The sequence below is a fragment of the Pseudomonas sp. GW821-FHT09C08 genome, from assembly GCF_059418125.1.
In genome coordinates this window covers 574168-591202 of record NZ_JBWKPG010000001.1, presented here as the reverse complement: position 1 = coordinate 591202, position 17035 = coordinate 574168, and the positions used below count along the sequence as shown (strand labels likewise).

13 protein-coding genes are annotated in these 17035 nt (G+C 62.9%); 8 read left to right on the top strand and 5 right to left on the bottom strand.

All coding sequences use genetic code 11. The annotated features are described in order from the left end of the window. Positions 1–110: 110 nt before the first annotated feature. Positions 111–1127, bottom strand: coding sequence for an AraC family transcriptional regulator (locus tag AC07OJ_RS02335; RefSeq protein ID WP_495093825.1), 1017 nt, complete (start codon positions 1125–1127; stop codon positions 111–113). 168 nt (positions 1128–1295) lie between these two features. Between AC07OJ_RS02335 and efeU the strand changes: the two genes are divergently transcribed. From efeU to efeO (AC07OJ_RS02315), 4 genes are read left to right on the top strand one after another with little or no spacing between them, the layout of a single operon-like run. Further along, positions 1296–2141 (top strand): iron uptake transporter permease EfeU, encoded by an 846-nt coding sequence (gene efeU / locus AC07OJ_RS02330; RefSeq protein WP_120448511.1) that lies wholly within the window; start codon positions 1296–1298, stop codon positions 2139–2141. Between the two features lie 10 nt (positions 2142–2151). Next, the gene (efeO, locus tag AC07OJ_RS02325; protein ID WP_495093824.1) at positions 2152–3354 is read left to right on the top strand and encodes an iron uptake system protein EfeO; all 1203 of its coding nucleotides are present in this window, start codon (positions 2152–2154) and stop codon (positions 3352–3354) included. Positions 3355–3368: 14 nt separating this feature from the next. Further along, positions 3369–4673, top strand: a complete 1305-nt coding sequence (gene efeB / locus AC07OJ_RS02320) for an iron uptake transporter deferrochelatase/peroxidase subunit (RefSeq protein ID WP_106804003.1) — start codon at positions 3369–3371, stop codon at positions 4671–4673. Between the two features lie 26 nt (positions 4674–4699). Further along, complete coding sequence (gene efeO / locus AC07OJ_RS02315; RefSeq protein ID WP_106804004.1) at positions 4700–5518, top strand: iron uptake system protein EfeO; 819 nt, start codon at positions 4700–4702, stop codon at positions 5516–5518. Positions 5519–5563: 45 nt separating this feature from the next. On the opposite strand, the gene AC07OJ_RS02310 is transcribed toward efeO (AC07OJ_RS02315), so the two are convergent. Together AC07OJ_RS02310 and pssA are read right to left on the bottom strand one after the other, a co-directional pair. Beyond that, positions 5564–9088, bottom strand: a complete 3525-nt coding sequence (locus AC07OJ_RS02310) for a hypothetical protein (RefSeq protein ID WP_495093823.1) — start codon at positions 9086–9088, stop codon at positions 5564–5566. Between the two features lie 209 nt (positions 9089–9297). After that, positions 9298–10641, bottom strand: coding sequence for a CDP-diacylglycerol--serine O-phosphatidyltransferase (gene pssA / locus AC07OJ_RS02305; RefSeq protein ID WP_495093822.1), 1344 nt, complete (start codon positions 10639–10641; stop codon positions 9298–9300). Positions 10642–10766: 125 nt separating this feature from the next. On the opposite strand from pssA, the gene AC07OJ_RS02300 reads away from it, so the two are divergent. After that, a complete protein-coding gene (locus tag AC07OJ_RS02300; RefSeq protein WP_065905015.1) occupies positions 10767–11330 on the top strand; it encodes a TetR/AcrR family transcriptional regulator in 564 nt (187 codons plus the stop codon). A 48-nt stretch (positions 11331–11378) separates the two neighbouring features. Then, positions 11379–11858 carry a nuclear transport factor 2 family protein gene (locus AC07OJ_RS02295; protein ID WP_106804008.1) on the top strand — a complete coding sequence of 160 codons (480 nt, stop codon included), beginning with the start codon at positions 11379–11381 and terminating at the stop codon, positions 11856–11858. Between the two features lie 126 nt (positions 11859–11984). Here the strand turns inward: AC07OJ_RS02295 and AC07OJ_RS02290 are convergent, their stop codons facing one another. Together AC07OJ_RS02290 and AC07OJ_RS02285 are read right to left on the bottom strand one after the other, a co-directional pair. Continuing rightward, positions 11985–13142, bottom strand: coding sequence for a PQQ-dependent sugar dehydrogenase (locus tag AC07OJ_RS02290; protein ID WP_495093821.1), 1158 nt, complete (start codon positions 13140–13142; stop codon positions 11985–11987). A gap of 11 nt (positions 13143–13153) precedes the next feature. Further along, complete coding sequence (locus AC07OJ_RS02285) at positions 13154–13468, bottom strand: hypothetical protein (RefSeq protein ID WP_065905009.1); 315 nt, start codon at positions 13466–13468, stop codon at positions 13154–13156. A gap of 184 nt (positions 13469–13652) precedes the next feature. Between AC07OJ_RS02285 and ku the strand changes: the two genes are divergently transcribed. Both ku and ligD read left to right on the top strand, forming a co-directional pair. Continuing rightward, positions 13653–14492, top strand: coding sequence for a non-homologous end joining protein Ku (gene ku / locus AC07OJ_RS02280; RefSeq protein WP_065905007.1), 840 nt, complete (start codon positions 13653–13655; stop codon positions 14490–14492). A 24-nt stretch (positions 14493–14516) separates the two neighbouring features. After that, a complete protein-coding gene (ligD, locus tag AC07OJ_RS02275; RefSeq protein WP_495093820.1) occupies positions 14517–17021 on the top strand; it encodes a DNA ligase D in 2505 nt (834 codons plus the stop codon). The last annotated feature ends 14 nt before the right edge of the window (positions 17022–17035 follow it).

Genomic DNA, 17035 nt, shown 5'->3' with positions numbered 1-17035 from the left:
TTTTTGTTTGGAGGGTCCTGGAATGTTGAACGCTTGAATCGTCCTGGGCTGACTGTTGAAACGTGGCGCACGAATTCCACCCTTCCAAGCGTCAGCGCAAAGCTGATGCCTTACGTAGCCTCATTCAAAATCAAACTCCGATAATGCCCCGGATTCGATCCGCTCCATTTACGAAACGCCTTATAAAACGAACTGGTATCGGCAAACCCCAGCCGCTCGGCAATCTGCGCGAAGCTGATCTGCGGTTCTGCCAGCCAGACAATCGCCAGCTCTTTGCGCACGCTGTCCTTGAGGCCTTGGTAGGTCTGCCCCTCTTCCGCCAGGCGCCGGCGCAGGGTTGATGCAGAGATACACAGGCTGGTAGCGAGGCCCTCGGTTTCCGGCCAGGTGTCGGGGGGCATTCGGCGCAGGTCGTGCTTGATGCGGTTGGCCAGGCTGTCGGGGTCGCGGTATTTGACCAGGATGTTGGCCGGCGCATGGGCCAGGAAGCGTTTGAGTTCCTCTGCGCTGCGCTTGATCGGCAGGTCCAGGCAGTCGGCGGAGAAAATCATGCGGGTGCGTGGCCGATCAAACCGTAAGTTATCGGAAAACATCACCTGGTAGTCATCGCAGAAATCCGGCCGGGGGCAGCGCAGTTCGATGGCCAGGATCGGTATCCGTCGCCCTGCCAGCCAACAGGCCACGCCATGTACGATCATCCAGTAGGTGAAGTAGGTAAACGCCCGCTTGGGCTCGACCTCAGGCTCCCACAGCACGATCTCGGCCAGGCTTTGCTGGCGCACCAACTGGGCGGGCAGTTGCTCGAACATCAAGGATAAAAACCCCAGGCCGGTTTCCAGGCTGGCGTCCAGGCTCGTTTGCGCCATGGCTGCGCGACACAGGAACGCCAGGCTGCCGGATTTGAGCTTGCGTGGGTCCATGCCGAAGAACTCATCGTCCAGGCGCCGCGCCAGCAGGCGCCACAAACGTGCGTAGGTGGTGGCCGACACCCGTGCAGCGGGCTGGTCGAGCAGTGCCGGGTCGATGCCGACTTTGTTCAGCACTTCAACGCTGGCCGCACCCGGCGCGCAGCTCTGCAACAAGGCTTCGCGCACGAGGTGGATGGAAATGGTGTCTTTTTCCGACATGGGAGGTTGGGCAATCCGATCGCGCACTAGATGGCCTGCATCATAAGGGCGGTTGCGCTTCGCCACCACCGTTCAGCCGCTGTTCAGCAAACGTCAATATTCCTTGTTTAGTAATGAGTATCATTATGTTACAACTTAGCCTCCTATCTAGTTATGATGCGGTGCCGAATGCTTGTTCCTTTTCTCATCATGCTGCGCGAAGGCATTGAAGCCGCGCTGATCGTCGGCATCATCGCCAGTTACCTGCAACAGACCGGCCGCGGCCAGTGGATGCCCGCCGTCTGGATCGGCGTCTTCCTCGCCGCCGCGCTCGCGTTGCTGGTGGGTGGTGGCCTGGAACTGGTCAGCGCCGAATTTCCGCAAAAACAGCAGGAATTGTTCGAAGGCATCGTCGGCCTGGTCGCCGTGGGCATCCTCAGCTCCATGGTGTTCTGGATGCGCAAGGTCGCGCGCTCGATCAAGCACGCCCTGCATGAATCTCTCGACCACGCGCTGGCCGGCTCCAGGCACCAGGTCACGGCGCTGATCCTGATGGTGTTTTTTGCCGTGGCCCGTGAAGGCCTGGAAACCGTGTTTTTCCTGCTGGCAGTGTTCCAGCAGAGCGAAGGCCCGGGCGCTCCGATTGGCGCCCTGCTCGGCCTGATCCTGGCGATTGTCGTCGGTTTCCTGATCTACTCCGGCAGCATGCGCCTGAACCTCGGCGCGTTCTTCCGCTGGACCGGCCTGTTCATCCTGGTAGTGGCTGCCGGCATCCTGGCCAACTCGGTGCAGGCCCTGCACGAAGCCGGCGTGTGGAACCACTGGCAGACCGTCTTGTTCGATTTCAGCGCCGTGCTGCCGATGGACAGCCCGCTGGGCTCGGTGCTGGCCGGGATGTTCGGCTATCAGGAAGCACCGACCATCAGCACGCTGGGCGCCTACCTGATTTACCTGGTGGTGGCCCTGGTGATGTTCTTCCTGCCTGCGGCACCGGCCAAGCCTGCCGCCACCTCCTCTTCCGTTTCCAGCCATTAAGGACCGTCTCTTGTCCAACCCAACTCCTCAACTGGCTTCGCCACCCCGCGCCTTGCGCTGGGCCGTGGCGGGCTCGGTGGTCGTGATGATCGCCGCCGGCGGCCTGTTCTATTACGCCTCGCAGCTGGCTGCCAGCAAGCGCCAGGCCAACCACAATGAAATCGCCGTGACCATTCATGGCCACGCCTGCGAGCCCAACGAGCTGACCGTACCGGCTGGCCGTGCGAGCTTTCGCATCATCAACCGCTCGGACCGGGCGGTGGAATGGGAAATACTCGACGGCGTGCTGGTGGTCGAAGAGCGCGAAAACATTGCGCCGGGCCTGAGCCAGGTGATCAACGCCAACCTGTTGCCCGGCGATTACGCGATTACCTGCGGCTTGCTGAGCAACCCGCGCGGCACCTTGCATGTGACGCCAACGGCGGAGTCCGATGCCCAGGCCAAGGCCAAGCCGTCGATGGTGGCGTTTATCGGCCCGCTGTCGGAGTTTCGCGTGTACCTGAGCAGCCAGGGCAGCGCGCTGGTCAAGGCCGTGACCGCCCTGCAGCAGGCAATCGACGCCGGTGACCTGGCCCAGGCGCAGGCCCTGTATGTGCCGGCCCGCGAGGCTTACCAGCGCCTGGCCCCTGCTTCGCAGCGCCTCGCCGAGTTGGACAACGCCATCAACGCGCGTGCCGATTACTTCGAAAAGCGCGAACAGGACCCGGCCTTCAGCGGCTTCCACCGCCTCGAATACAGCCTGTTCCAGCAACGCACCGTCGAGGGCCTGGCCCCGGTTGCGCAGCGCCTGCTGACCGACGTCACTACGCTCAAGCAGCAGTTGCTGGCCCAGTCGCTGCCGCCGGAGCAACTGGTGGGCATCGTGGTGCGCAACCTCAACAGCCTCGCCGACGTGCGCGCCCTCAGCGGTGAGGAAGAGCGCTACAGCCATATCGACTTGAATGGCTTTGCCGCCAACCTCGAAGCCGCGCACAAAGTGGTCGAGCTGATGCGTCCGCTATTGACCAAATCCGCCGCTGACTTGCTGCCGAAAGTCGACAGCGCCCTCGCCGCCTTCGATGCCGAGTTGCAAGGCTTCAAGGTCGACAAAAGCTACGCGACGTATGACAGCGTCACCGCCGATCAGCGCAAGCAGATCGCCGACAAGGCCAAGGCTCTGGCCGCTGCACTCGATGGAATTGACCCAGCCCTTGGCCTCTCCGGCCTGCAGTGAAGACGACCGTACCCATGAGTGATTCAGAACAATTTTCCGCACAGCGCCGCCGTGTCCTGCTGGGCATGGCCGCGACCGGCGCCGCGATTGCCGGCAGTACCCTGACCTGCCCGGCCATGGCGGCCGCCGCCGAGCAAGTCACCACCGCACCGCGCAGTGACAAGACCCAAGACCACCACGATTATTTCGGCAAGCACCAGAGCGGCATCGTCACCCCGCGCCCGGCCTGCGGGATGCTGGTGGCATTCGATGTATTGGCCAGCGACCGCGAGGACCTGGAGCGCCTGTTCCGCACCTTGAACGAGCGCATCAGCTTCCTGATGACCGGCGGCACTGTGCCGCAAGTCGATCCGAAGTTGCCGCCCACCGATTCCGGGATTCTCGGCCCGGTGGTCACCCCGGACAACCTGACCATCACCGTGTCCGTTGGCGAATCGCTGTTCGATGAGCGCTTTGGCCTCACCGCCGCCAAACCCAAGCGCCTGAGCCGCATGGTCGGTTTCCCCAACGATGCGCTGGAACCGGCGCAGTGCCATGGCGACCTGAGCCTGCAGTTCAGCTCGAACACCCCGGACACCAATATCCACGCCCTGCGCGACATCGTGAAGAACCTGCCCGACCTGCTGCTGGTGCGCTGGAAACAGGAAGGCAGCGTGCCGCCCCAGGCACCGAGCAAACCCGGAGAGCCCGCGCAGAGCGCGCGCAATTTCCTCGGTTTCCGTGACGGCTCGGCCAACCCGAACTCCAACGACGACACGGCGATGAACCAGATCGTCTGGGTGCAGCCCGGCAGCGACGAACCTGCCTGGGCGGTGAACGGCAGCTACCAGGCCGTGCGCATCATCCGCAACTTCGTCGAACGCTGGGACCGCACGCCGCTGCAGGAGCAGGAAAGCATCATCGGCCGCGTCAAGACCACGGGCGCGCCCATGGACGGCCATCAGGAAACCCAGGTGCCGGACTACAGCAAGGACCCCGAAGGCAAGTTGACCAAGCTCGATGCCCACATCCGCCTGGCCAACCCGCGCACCCCGCAGACTCAGGCCAACCTGATCCTGCGTCGGCCGTTCAACTACTCCAACGGCGTGAATAAAAACGGTCAGCTGGACATGGGGCTGCTGTTCATCTGCTACCAGGCTGACCTGGAGAAAGGTTTTATCAGTGTGCAAACCCGGCTCAACGGCGAGCCCCTGGAGGAGTACCTCAAGCCGGTCGGCGGCGGGTATTTCTTCACCTTGCCAGGCGTCACCGGGCCCAAGGATTTCATTGGGCGCACGCTGCTCGCTGCAACGCATCCTCAAACCACTGCCAACACCTAAAACAAACCCAGAGCGGAAACCGTCCCATGAAGAAGTCGACCCTCGCGTTGTCGTTGTTTATGACCCTCTCGCCGCTGGCAGCCTTCGCCGCCACGGCGCCGTTGGACCTGGTAGGCCCGGTTTCGGACTACAAGATCTACGTCACCGAAGAAATCGGCGAGCTGGTGACCCAGACCCAGGCGTTCACCGACGCCATCAACAAGGGCGACCTGGCCACCGCCAAGAAGCTCTACGCGCCGACCCGTGTGCACTACGAGTCCATCGAGCCGATCGCCGAGCTGTTCAGTGACCTGGATGCCTCGATCGACTCCCGTGTCGATGACCACGAGAAAGGCGTGACGGCCGAAGACTTCACCGGTTTCCACCGCATCGAGTACGTGCTGTTCTCGCAGAACACCACCAAGGGCCTGGAGACGCTGACCGCCAAGCTCAACACCGACGTCAATGACCTCAAGACCCGCGTCGATGGCCTGACCTTCCCACCGGAAAAAGTCGTCGGCGGCGCCGCAGCGCTGCTGGAAGAAGTCGCCGCGACCAAGATCTCCGGCGAAGAAGACCGCTACAGCCACACCGACCTCTACGACTTCCAGGGCAACATCGACGGCGCGAAGAAAATCGTCGACCTGTTCCGTGGCCAGATCGAGAAGCAGGACAAGGCGTTCCTGGCCAAGGTCGACAAGAACTTCGCCACCGTGGACAAGATCCTGGCCAAGTACAAGACCAAGGACGGCGGCTTTGAAACCTACGACAAGGTCAAGGAAAACGATCGCAAGGCGCTGGTTGGCCCGGTCAACACCCTGGCCGAAGACCTGTCGACCCTGCGCGGCAAGCTGGGCCTGAACTGATCAGGCGCACCTGACCTCCCGCGCCGGGCGCGGGAGGTCGGCGGCTCAACGGGCCGGCTGGAACCCGTTCAGTGGTGTGCCGAAAGGTTTGCCACTGCGCGGGTCAATCGCATACCAGCGGCCGTTGTAAGGTACCGCGTGCACGTCCACCGCCTCATGGCGCCCAGCCCTTCCCGCTGTCGGCATGCCGCCAGATGCCTCAGTACTGCTCGCCTGCCCGGCAGCGATGAGTAAATAGGCGCGCAGCTTCTCCTCGGCCGTGACCATATGCGGCATCACCTTGCCCCACTTCAACGCGCCCCCGGCCAGCAATACCGGCAACTTCACCACCCCCTTGATCGCGGCATTGATCAACTGCGGGTAACCATCCAACGGATTCAGCGCCGCACTGCTGAACAAAGCGGACTGCCGGACGAAGTCGAACGCACGGTCGCTGAAGCTTGCTGCAGACTTTAACGGCGCCAACGTTACAGCAGCAGGCTTGAACCGCGTGCCCAGCCGGCTCGGCACCAGGGCCTTGGCCGAGCGGATCAGCCCACGCGCTTGCCCGCCCGCACCAATGGCCACGCCGACAACATCCAGCGCGAGGTTAGCCAGGCCGGCACCTATGTTGCCTTGCTTGAATTCCTGATACGCGCCCACGAAGGGTACGAACCCCAACAGAAATGCATGCTCGCGGGCCCGCTCTTCACGGCGTCGCTCCAGTGGCAGCGGCTCGCTTGCGCGTTGCAACATCGACTCGGTGGATTGGTAAAAATTGTCCTGGGCGATCCTGTCGGCAATGCTTTGCGTCTTTCGTGAGGCATAAGTTTCCGGCACGTAGGATTGCGCCGTATGGTTGGCGGGCAATTCGCGCGCAGGAAACTGAGGTCCCAACCGCTCCACGATGACCGTCGAGGGCTTCACATTGGGTTCCGTCGGAGCGCCGCCGGCATAGGCCTCGAGATCGAGAGACATCCGCGTACCGCGCACCACCGGCAAATACACAAAGCCACGCGGAGATGGATAGCGCTCATGACGAATGACGCCATCCAGCTCGATGGTCTTGGGCAAATCCGTGCGCTTGATGATCTTGCCCTGGGCGAACAGCTCGAAATACACCACCTCGGGTCCATGCTCCACACGCATCAAGGTGCCTTGTCGCGCCCTGCGCGCGAGTCTCAGCGCTGCGGTTTCGCTGTGTTCGGTCACACCGGTTTCGGCACGCAAGGTGAACAGCTCGATCTTGCCCAGTTCCAGCAACCTTCGATCATCCAGCGGCAATTCGGCCAGCATCAGCTTGAGCTTGATGGCATAGGCCTGCTGAAGCTGATCCTGATGCTGGCCGATTGAAGTCTTCAACGCCCCGTCGAGTTCAGGCAGGCGACGAATAAGCGTGTCGAGCCGGGTGCGCGCCGCTTCGGGAATCTGCGGTGTGCTGGCGGGCTGGTAAGGTGTCTTGGCCGCAGGCGGCGATGCGGGCATGTCTTCGCCGAGCACCCATTTGCCCGGCGTGAGGTCGCCCGTCATGTAGGTTTCGACCAACGAGCGGGTGCGCGGCTCCGAGATCGGCAGGTTGCGCCGGTCCTCGGCGCTGGCCAGTTGCACACTGAGGTTTTCCAGCTCGGCCGGGGTGGTGCCAGGAAACACACGCAGCAGCTCCTTGACGGCCAGGGCCCTGCGCGTCGGCAGCGGCGCGCTCGCACGCGTGAAGGCGCTGGCGGCCTCTTCCCGCTGTTTGAAAAATGCCCGCGCGGCGTCCTCGATATCCGCCTGCGAGTATTCACCGTCACTGCGCTGCCTGACGCTGCCGTTCAACACCCCCCAGTCCGCGAGGATCTTCAGCGCATTGAGTTGCATCAGCGTGGCCTGCCCGTCGCTGGTGGGCGCCAGCGTGGTCAGGGCACTGACCTGTTGCTCGTTCATCCTTCTCGACGTCCCTGGCGCGTGGTGATCCGCCAGTGCGCAGCCCAGGCGCAATTCCATCCAGGCCGGGGTGCCGAGGTGCACCGATTCCGGCACATCGTGCACCAGCATTTCCGGCGCTGCCTGGGCCAGGCAGAGCTGGGTCGCCACGACCGCCAGTTTGGGGTCCAGGCCTTTATGCTGCAGATGACGCTCGATATCACGGCGCACGGCGCTGAAACTGCGGCCCATGTTCGAGGGCTGGTAGATCGAATAACCGCCGACCTCGCCAGGCTTGCCGGGCATAACGGGGTCGACCTGCAGCTTGATCGCGGCAATCACCAACTGTTGGCGCAACACCTTGGGCAACGCCACGGCACCGCCTGGGCCGACCGGCCACTGCAGCGCGCTGGCCAGCTGTTCGGCGAATGCCAAGGCGTCCGGGCTGTCGAGCAGCCTGTCCAGGTGGCCCTGCGGATCCGCCTGCAGCGCTTGCAGCGTGACATTCGACAGTGCGCGAAACTGCGCGCCGCCCAGGCGGGTACGGGCCATCGCACTCACATTTTGCCGGTCCTGCTCGGTCAGGGCGCCGGGCGTCCATGGCTGCGTGAGCAAGGCGCCGTAGTCCCCCAGGGGTGGCGGCGTCGGCAAAGAAGTGCGTAGCCAGGCAATCACATTGCGGGTTTCTTCCACGTTGCGCGGCGAGCCCAGCCCCTTCAGATCCAGCAGTTGGCGAATATCCTGACGGGGCGTCGAATACACGCTATTGCCCAACGGCGCGCTGAGTGCCGTCAGCGCCTTGAGTTCCTCGCCCAGTGCGCGCTCTGCGTCGATGTGGTGGGTCAGGTCCAACCAGCCGCCGACCGGGCTCAGGCATTCCAGGCGGCCCTCGGACACTCGAAACAGCGCGTCCGGCCAGGCGACACCTTCGCGCTCAAGCAGGCGGGTCATGTCTGCACGCGCGACAAACTGCTGTAAGCGCTGCATGGCAGCCTCGCTGTTCCGCGGTAAAGCCGAGGCCGGTGCGACTTCGCTGGCATGGCTCGACCAGTCCGTGCGCGCTGCCGGCGGCAGATGCTCAAGCTCGGCTTCAAGGCGATCGGCCAGGTCATCGCGCTCCTCCAGTTCGCCGATCACCTGCCATGTCTGCTCAAGGGCACTGGCGTTGACGTGGCTGACCAATGGGTGCGGCAGCCATAGCGCGTCGTCTTGCCCGATAAAAGGCAGCCCCTGGTCGGTAGGGTCGAGCAGTTCGCGAAGCGCCCGCAAGGTGCGCGAAACCTCGTTCCAACCGGAGTTGTCGGTCAGGCTGAAGCGGACTGCGCTGCGCACGCCCTCATGGTCGGCATAGCCCTCGACATGGTCACGGTGGAACGTCAGGGTTGCCGTTTCAAGGCGCTGCTCGACCATCCATTGCTGCAACAGTGGGCGATTGAGCAACTGCTGGTACACGCGCAGCGCAGGGCCCGGGCGGCTGTCCGGCGGCACCTCGACCAAGGTGTGGCCGCTGATTTCAGCGGCAGCGATGCGCTCAGCCAGTTGGGCGTCGGCAGCGGCGCCACGGCCGCGATCCTGGGCGGGTAATCGCGTCCACTTGTCATCGGGTATGGGCGGCTGCGCGACAGCGGCGCGCCGCCGGCGGGGGCTGGAGGGTTGAGCCCAGGCGGGCTCAGATTCAGCAGTCACTACGCTCGGAGGCAGCGCAGCGTGAGGAATGGGAAAAGGATTGCTCAGCGACATCAGCATAGGACAGGGCTCTCTCGGATACGGCCATAAGGACCAGGTCCGCCCATCCGTGAACGGTGAGAGCCACTGTAGAGACGCTACGCGCTAGCTGACTGTAAGCGCTATCCGATGCCCTTTACCCGTGCATTGCTGATGATTTCAGCGCGGACCTACAGGATTCGGTACAACAACCGCTCGATCCGCACGCGGCTGACGCGACGCAAAAACTTGCCCACGGCTTCCGGGTAATCCACCAGTGTCTGCAGATCCTGATAACGCTCGATCCGCGTGGTGTGCTGGAAAATCTGCGCCAGTTCGGTCCGCCGTGGGCCGAGCCACTGGCCTTGCGGGTCGTCGAGCAGCAAGGCGTTTTCCAGGTCGAGACGGAAGGCCCGTGGGTTGAGGTTGTTGCCGGTGAGCAAGGTGTAGCGCTGGTCGATCCACATGCCCTTGAGGTGGTAGGTGTTATCGCCGTCTCGCCACAGGTGCAGGTTCAATTGGCCGCTGTCGATCATCGGCTGATGGCGCTTGGCGAAACGGCGCAGGCTGATTTCATATAGGTAAGGCAGGGCCGAGATCACTTTGAATGGCTCGCTCGGCGGAATGTAGAAATCGTTGGCGGTCTTGTCGCCCACGATAATGTCGACCTTGACCCCACGCGCCAACGCACGGTTGATTTCCCGGGTGACCGGCAAAGGCAGGTTGAAGTACGGCGTGCAGATGGTCAGTTGATGCTGGGCGCTGGCGATCAGCTCGAGAATCACCCGGTTCAGTGGGTTGTTCTTGCCCACCCCCAACAGCGGGCTGACAGACAGGTGGCCATTGGGCAATTGCCCCGCCGTGGTGTCGTAGGCCGCGTGTTTGAGGCGGCTGCGCAGGTCGCCGATGTCGTTGCGCAGGCTGCGCGTCGTCGGCGGGTTCGGCAGGTCCAGGCGATGCACGGCCTTGGACGCTACCAAGCCATGCTCCACCAGATGTTGCATGGAGTCGGCCAGCGGTTGGCTGTGGATCAGGTGGTAACGGTCGAAGCGGTACTTGTCGAACTTGTGCAGGTACACGTTGTTGAGGCTGGCGCCGCTGTACAGCACGCTGTCGTCGATCACAAAGCCCTTGAGGTGCAACACGCCGAACAGTTCGCGGGTTTGCACCGGCACGCCGTACACCGGTACTTCGCTGCTGTGGCTTTGCGTCATGGCGTGGTACCAGGCGCTGTTGCCCGGTTGTTTGCCGGCGCCGATCAGCCCGCGCTGCGCGCGCAGCCAGTCAACCACCACCACGATGTCCAATTCCGGCCGCGCCGCCTTGGCGGCGTGCAGGGCGTCGTAGATTTCCTGCCCCGCTTCGTCCTGCTGCAAATACAGCGCGACGATGTAGATACGCCGGGTGGCCCGGGGGATCTGTTCCAGCAGGCAGCGGCGGAAGGCGTCCGCGCCGGACAGCACGTCGATAGCGTCGGGAGAGAGAGGAAAACCGCGCAGTTTGGGCAACAGGGAGCGTTTGAAGAACGACGGCATAAGGCTCGCAATGGGTCGAATCCGAAGAGGCCCCGAGCTTACACCATGGGGGTGCTCAGGTCTCGTCGTCGCCGATGGAAAAAATTTAATTGACCAAGAAGAACGATCGTTCTACTGTTCGTCACATGAACGACTCACTGCGCAATGATACCCGCGACATTATCCTCGACGTCACCGAGAAGTTGATCTATCGCCATGGCATCGCCGCCACGGGCATGGACTTGCTGGTGAAAACCGCCGGGGTCTCGCGCAAGAGTATTTACCGTTACTTCGCCAATAAAGATGAACTTGTCATTGCCGCCCTGCACCGCCGCGATGAGCGCTGGATGCACTGGTTGCGCACTGAAGTGGAACGTACCGAGGGCAGCGGCGAACGCCTGCTGGCCGTGTTCAGCGCGCTTGAAACCTGGTTCGGCTCGGCGGACTTTCGCGGTTGCGCCTTTATCAATACCAGTGGCGAAACCGGCGACCCGCAAGACCCGGTCCGCCTGCTGGCCAAAGCGCACAAACAGAAACTGTTCGAGTACGTACTTGAACTGTGTGAAGCACATGGCACCCCCGACCCCGAACGGCAGGCCGCGCACTTGCTGATCCTGATCGATGGCGCCATTACCGTGGCATTGGTCATGGGCGATTCAACGGCTGCCGATAACGCGCGCTGCATGGCGCGAACGTTACTCGGGCTTTAATCCCCCAGGTGCGCCACTTTCGATCAATCCGTCCAAGGAGCTGCCCCCATGTCTTCTGCCGCAGAATCACGCCCACCGTTGCCACCGTTCACCCATGCCTCGGCCATCGAAAAGGTGCGCCTGGCTGAAGACGGCTGGAACTCCCGGGACCCGCAACGCGTGTCGCTGGCCTACACGCCGGACACCCAGTGGCGTAACCGCGCCGAGTTCGTGCACAACCGCGAGGAAGCCCAGGCTTTTCTCACGCGCAAATGGGCCAAGGAGCTGGAGTATCGGCTGATCAAGGAACTGTGGGCCTTTACTGATAACCGCATCGCCGTGCGCTATGCCTATGAATGGCATGACGACTCGGGCAACTGGTTCCGCTCCTACGGCAACGAGAACTGGGAGTTCGACGAAAACGGCCTGATGGCCAACCGTTTTGCCTGCATCAATGACCTGCCGATCAAGGCAAGCGAGCGCAAGTTCCACTGGCCGCTGGGCCGGCGCCCGGATGAGCATCCGGGCTTGTCGGAGCTTGGATTGTAGGCTCGACGCTGCCCACCTGTGGGAGCGGGCTTGCTCGCGAAGGCGATGGTTCAGCCAACATCTTTAACGACTGACGCAGCGCTTTCGCAAGCAAACCCGCTCCCACATTGGTATATGCAGTGTCCGTCAGTCCTGGTTCAGCCCCACCCGATACAACACGCCGTTATCTTCATCCGTGAGCACATACAGGTAGCCATCCGGCCCCTGCCGCACGTCGCGAATCCGCGCCTTCAAGTCGCCGAGCAACCGCTCTTCGTGGACCACCTTGTCGCCGTCGAACTGCAGCCGGATCAACTCCTGGCTGACCAGTGCGCCAATAAACACGTTGTGCTGCCATGGCTTGAAGCGATCGGCATCATAGAACGCCATGCCGCTGATGCCCGGTGATTTTTCCCAGACGTGATGCGGCGGCACGGTGCCTTCCACGGTCTTGCCCTGGGCCTCGGGGATCGGTGTCAGCGAGTAATTGATGCCGTGGGTTGCCAGCGGCCAGCCGTAGTTCTTGCCGCGCTCGATGATATTGATTTCATCCCCGCCGCGCGGCCCGTGCTCGTTTTCCCAGATCGTGCCGCTCCACGGGTTGAGCGCCAGGCCCTGAGGGTTGCGCTGGCCGTAGGACCAGATTTCAGGGCGTACCCCGGCTTGGCCGACAAAGGGGTTGTCGTCCGGCACGCGGCCGTCCGGGTAGATGCGCACGACCTTGCCCTGCAGTTTGTCGAGGTCTTGGGCGGTCGGTCGATCGTTGTTTTCACCCAGGGTCACGAACAGGTAGCCATCGCGGTCAAACGCCAGGCGCGAACCGAAATGGTTGCCGGTGGAGAGCTTCGGCTCCTGGCGCAGGATCACCTTGAAATCGGTCAAGCCGCTGAGGTCTGGCGCCAGGCGGCCACGGCCGACGGCGGTGCCGGCTTTACCGTCCTTGCCGCCGCCTTCAGCGTACGAAAGATAGACCAGTCGATCCTGCTTGAAGTCCGGCGACAGCACCACATCGAGCAAGCCGCCCTGCCCCTTGGCCCACACCTGCGGCACGCCCGTCAAGGGTGGCGACAGCTTGCCGTCCGGGCTGACAAAGCGCAGGTGGCCTGGCCGCTCGGTAACCAGGAAGCCTTGCTTATCCGGCAGAAACGCCACGGCCCACGGATGGTCGAGGCCCTTGGCGATAGGGGTGGCGGTGATGCTGCCTTGTTCGCTGGGAAACTGCTGGGCATCGGCCGCATACACGGCGGTCAGTGGCAGCAAAGTGGTTGCGCACAGCGCGGCTAACAGGGTTTTACGTACAAACATAAGCTGAGTCCTTACCGGCGATTGCCGTTGGCATCATAGGTGGGGGCTTTGGTTTCGGTGGCCGGACGGCTCGGCGCGGCGTTGCGCTGGGGATAGCGATTGCCGATGCCACCGTTTTCCAGGGTCGGGGTGCGCTGGGTCGGGCCGGTCTGGATACCCCGGGTCAACGGCGCAGTGGGCTGGGTGCCCTGCATGCTGTTGGGGTTGGCCCGGTGAATCGGGCTGTTATTGGAGTCGCTTGAGCCCGGCAGGCTTTGCGCCTGGGCCAACGGCAGCAGTGCCAGGCCCAACGCCAGCACTGCGAGGTGACGCACACAGCTGTTCATGACAAAGCCTCTCTGGGGCGAGGGTTACGTGCTTTCGATAACACGCTACGCCTTGGGTTCGGCTTTCGACACTAAATACTTTCTCATCAGGTGTAACACGATCTGTCCGCGTATCTGGCGGGGGAAACTTTTCCCGCGACCTTCGAGTCACCAGAACACAGCCCCTGCTTAAGGAATCGTACGTATGCCACGCTCTATCTGGAAAGGTGCCATCAGCTTCGGCTTGGTACACATCCCGGTGTCACTGGTCTCGGCCACCTCCTCCCAAGGTGTGGATTTCGACTGGCTGGACAAGCGCAGCATGGACCCGGTCGGCTACAAGCGCATCAACAAGACCACCGGCAAGGAAGTCACCAAGGAGAATATCGTCAAAGGGGTGGCCTTCGAGAAAGGCCGCTATGTGGTGCTCAGCGAGGACGAGATCCGCTCGGCCCACCCCAAGTCGACCCAGACCATCGAAATCATCGCCTTCGTCGACAGCGACCAGATCCCCCTGCAGAACATCGATACGCCCTACTTCCTGGCCCCGGACAAACGCGGCGGCAAGGTCTACGCCCTGCTGCGCGAAACCCTGAAGAAAACCCGCAAGGTCGCCCTGGCCAATGTGGTGCTGCACACCAAGCAGCACCTGGCCGCGCTGATGCCCCTGGAGTCGGCGCTGGTCCTGGTGATGCTGCGTTGGCCCGCCGAAGTGCGCAGCCTGGATGAACTCGAACTCGGCAGCGACGTGACCAAGCCCAACCTGGCCAAAGGCGAGCTGGACATGGCCAAGCGCCTGGTGGAAGACATGAGCGCCGACTGGCAGCCCGAGGAATACCGCGACAGTTTCCAGGAAAAAATCATGGCACTGGTGGCGAAGAAGGCCAAGGCCGGCAAGATCGAAGATGTGGAATCCCAGGAAGGCAGCGAGGAGCGCAAGTCTGCCGACGTGATCGACCTGACGGAATTGCTCAAGCGCAGCCTGGCCGGCAAACCGGCGGCGAAAAAGCCGGCCGCGAAAAAATCCACCAAAAAGGCTTCTTGAGCCTGCCATACGCTGGAGCACGCCATGGCAAAGCCTTTGAGCGAATACAACCGCAAGCGCGATTTTGAAATCACCGCCGAACCGTCAGGCAGCACGCCGACCGGCAAACGCAAGGCCTCGGCGCTGAGTTTCGTGATCCAGAAACATGCCGCGCGCAACCTGCACTATGACTTTCGCCTGGAACTGGACGGTGTGCTGCTGAGTTGGGCGGTCCCCAAGGGCCCGAGCCTGGACCCGAGCCAGAAACGCCTGGCGGTGCACGTTGAAGATCACCCGCTCGGCTACGGCAGCTTCGAGGGCAGCATCCCCGCCGGCCAGTACGGGGCCGGCGATGTCATCGTATGGGATCGCGGCGTGTGGCAACCGCATGACGAGCCGCGCAAGGCCTACGCCGCCGGCAAGCTCAAATTCACCCTGGTCGGTGAAAAACTCTCGGGCGACTGGACGCTCGTGCGTACGCGCCTCAAGGGCAGCGGCGACAAAGAACAATGGCTGCTGATCAAGGAAAAAGACCCGCAGGCGCGCCCCGCCGCCGAGTACGATATCGTTGCGGCCGAACCTGACAGCGTACTCAGCGACGCATCCCTAGGCGCGCCCAAGCCAACCGCAAAACCCAAACTCAAGGCCAAGGCCAAGCCGAAGAAGGCTGCAACCGCCCTCCCCGAGCAATTTTCCCCGCAGCTGGCGACATTGGTCGACCGCGCTCCCGAAGGCGACTGGCTGTATGAAATCAAGTTCGACGGCTACCGCATGCTGGCGCGCATCCGCGATGGCGAGGTGCGCTTGTTTACACGCAACGGCCACGACTGGACCGAGCGCCTGCCGCGCCAGGCCAAGGCCTTGCAAGCACTCAAGCTCAAGGACAGCTGGCTCGACGGCGAAATGGTAAGCCTGAACGGCGACGGCCTGCCGGACTTCCAGGCGTTGCAGAACGCCTTTGATGTCGGCCGCAGCCTGGACATCGTCTACTACCTGTTCGACGCGCCGTTCCTCAACGGCGCGGACCAACGCGAGGCGCCGGTGGAGCAGCGCCGGGCCGCCCTCAAGACTGCGTTGTCCGGCAGCCGCAGCAAACTGCTGCGTTTCTCCGAAGCGTTCGCCGCCAACCAGCGCGATATTTTCGAGAGCGCCTGCGACCTGGCCCTGGAGGGCGTGATCGGCAAACGTGCGGGCAGCCCTTATAGCTCCAGCCGCAATGCCGACTGGATCAAGCTCAAGTGCCGGCTGCGCCAGGAGTTCGTGATTGTCGGCTACACCCGGCCCCAGGGTTCACGCAGCGGCTTTGGCGCCCTGCTGCTGGCCGTCAATGACGACAGCGGCCTGGTCTATGCCGGGCGGGTCGGCACCGGCTTTGACCAGGCTGCGTTGAAAGCCATCTACGCCCAGCTCACGCCGCTGGAACGCAAGGCCTCCGCATTGGAAAAACCCCTGACCAGTGCCCAGGCGCGTGGCGTGCACTGGGTAGAGCCGACACTGGTCGGCGAGGTGCAATTTGCCGAGTGGACCCGCGAAGGCGTGGTGCGCCAGGCTGCGTTTGTAGGGATGCGCAGCGACAAGCCCGCCGCACAGATCATCCATGAGCAGCCGCGCACGGCCAAATCGCTGAAAGCCCCCAAGGCCTCCAGTGTGAAAAAAACCAGCGACGGGGTGAACATTACGCACCCCGAGCGGATCATCGACACCCAAAGCGGCACGCAAAAGCAGCAACTGGCCGCGTTTTACCAGAGCATCAGCGAGTGGGTCCTGCCCTTCCTGCGCCACCGGCCCGTCTCATTGCTGAGGGCGCCGGAGGGCGTCGACGGCGAGCAGTTCTTCCAGAAGCACTCGGAGCGCCTGGCCATTCCCAACATCAAGCAACTTGACCCGTCACTGGACCCAGGCCACGCCCGCCTGATGGAAATCGACAGCCCTCGCGCGCTGCTCGGGGCCGTGCAAATGGGCACCATCGAGCTGCATACCTGGGGCGCCACCACGGACAAGATCGAGACACCGGACCTGTTTGTGCTGGACCTCGACCCGGACCCCGCACTGCCCTGGAAAACCATGCTGGAAGCGGCGCAGCTGACCCTGTCGGTGCTTGACGAACTGGGCCTGGAGGCCTACGTCAAGACCAGCGGCGGCAAGGGCTTGCACCTGATCGTCCCGCTGGCGCGGCGCGATGGCTGGGACACGGTGAAAGCCTTCGCCAAGGCTGTCGCGCAGTTCATGACCGCACAACTGCCCGAGCGTTTCACCGCCACCTCCGGGCCAAAGAACCGTGTCGGCAAAATCTTTATCGATTACCTGCGCAACGCGCGAGGCGCCAGTACAGTGGCGGCCTATTCCGTGCGGGCACGCCCGGGCCTGCCGGTATCGGTACCGGTGAGTCGCGAGGAGTTGAAGGGGTTGCGCGGTGCGCAGCAATGGACGGTGGCCAACCTGCAGGAACGCTTGAATAGCCTGAAGAGTGACCCGTGGGCGGGCTATGCCAATCGGCAGAAGATCACCCGCAAGATGTGGGACAAGCTGGGCGCGACACCACCGACGTGAGTCGTGCCCTTGCC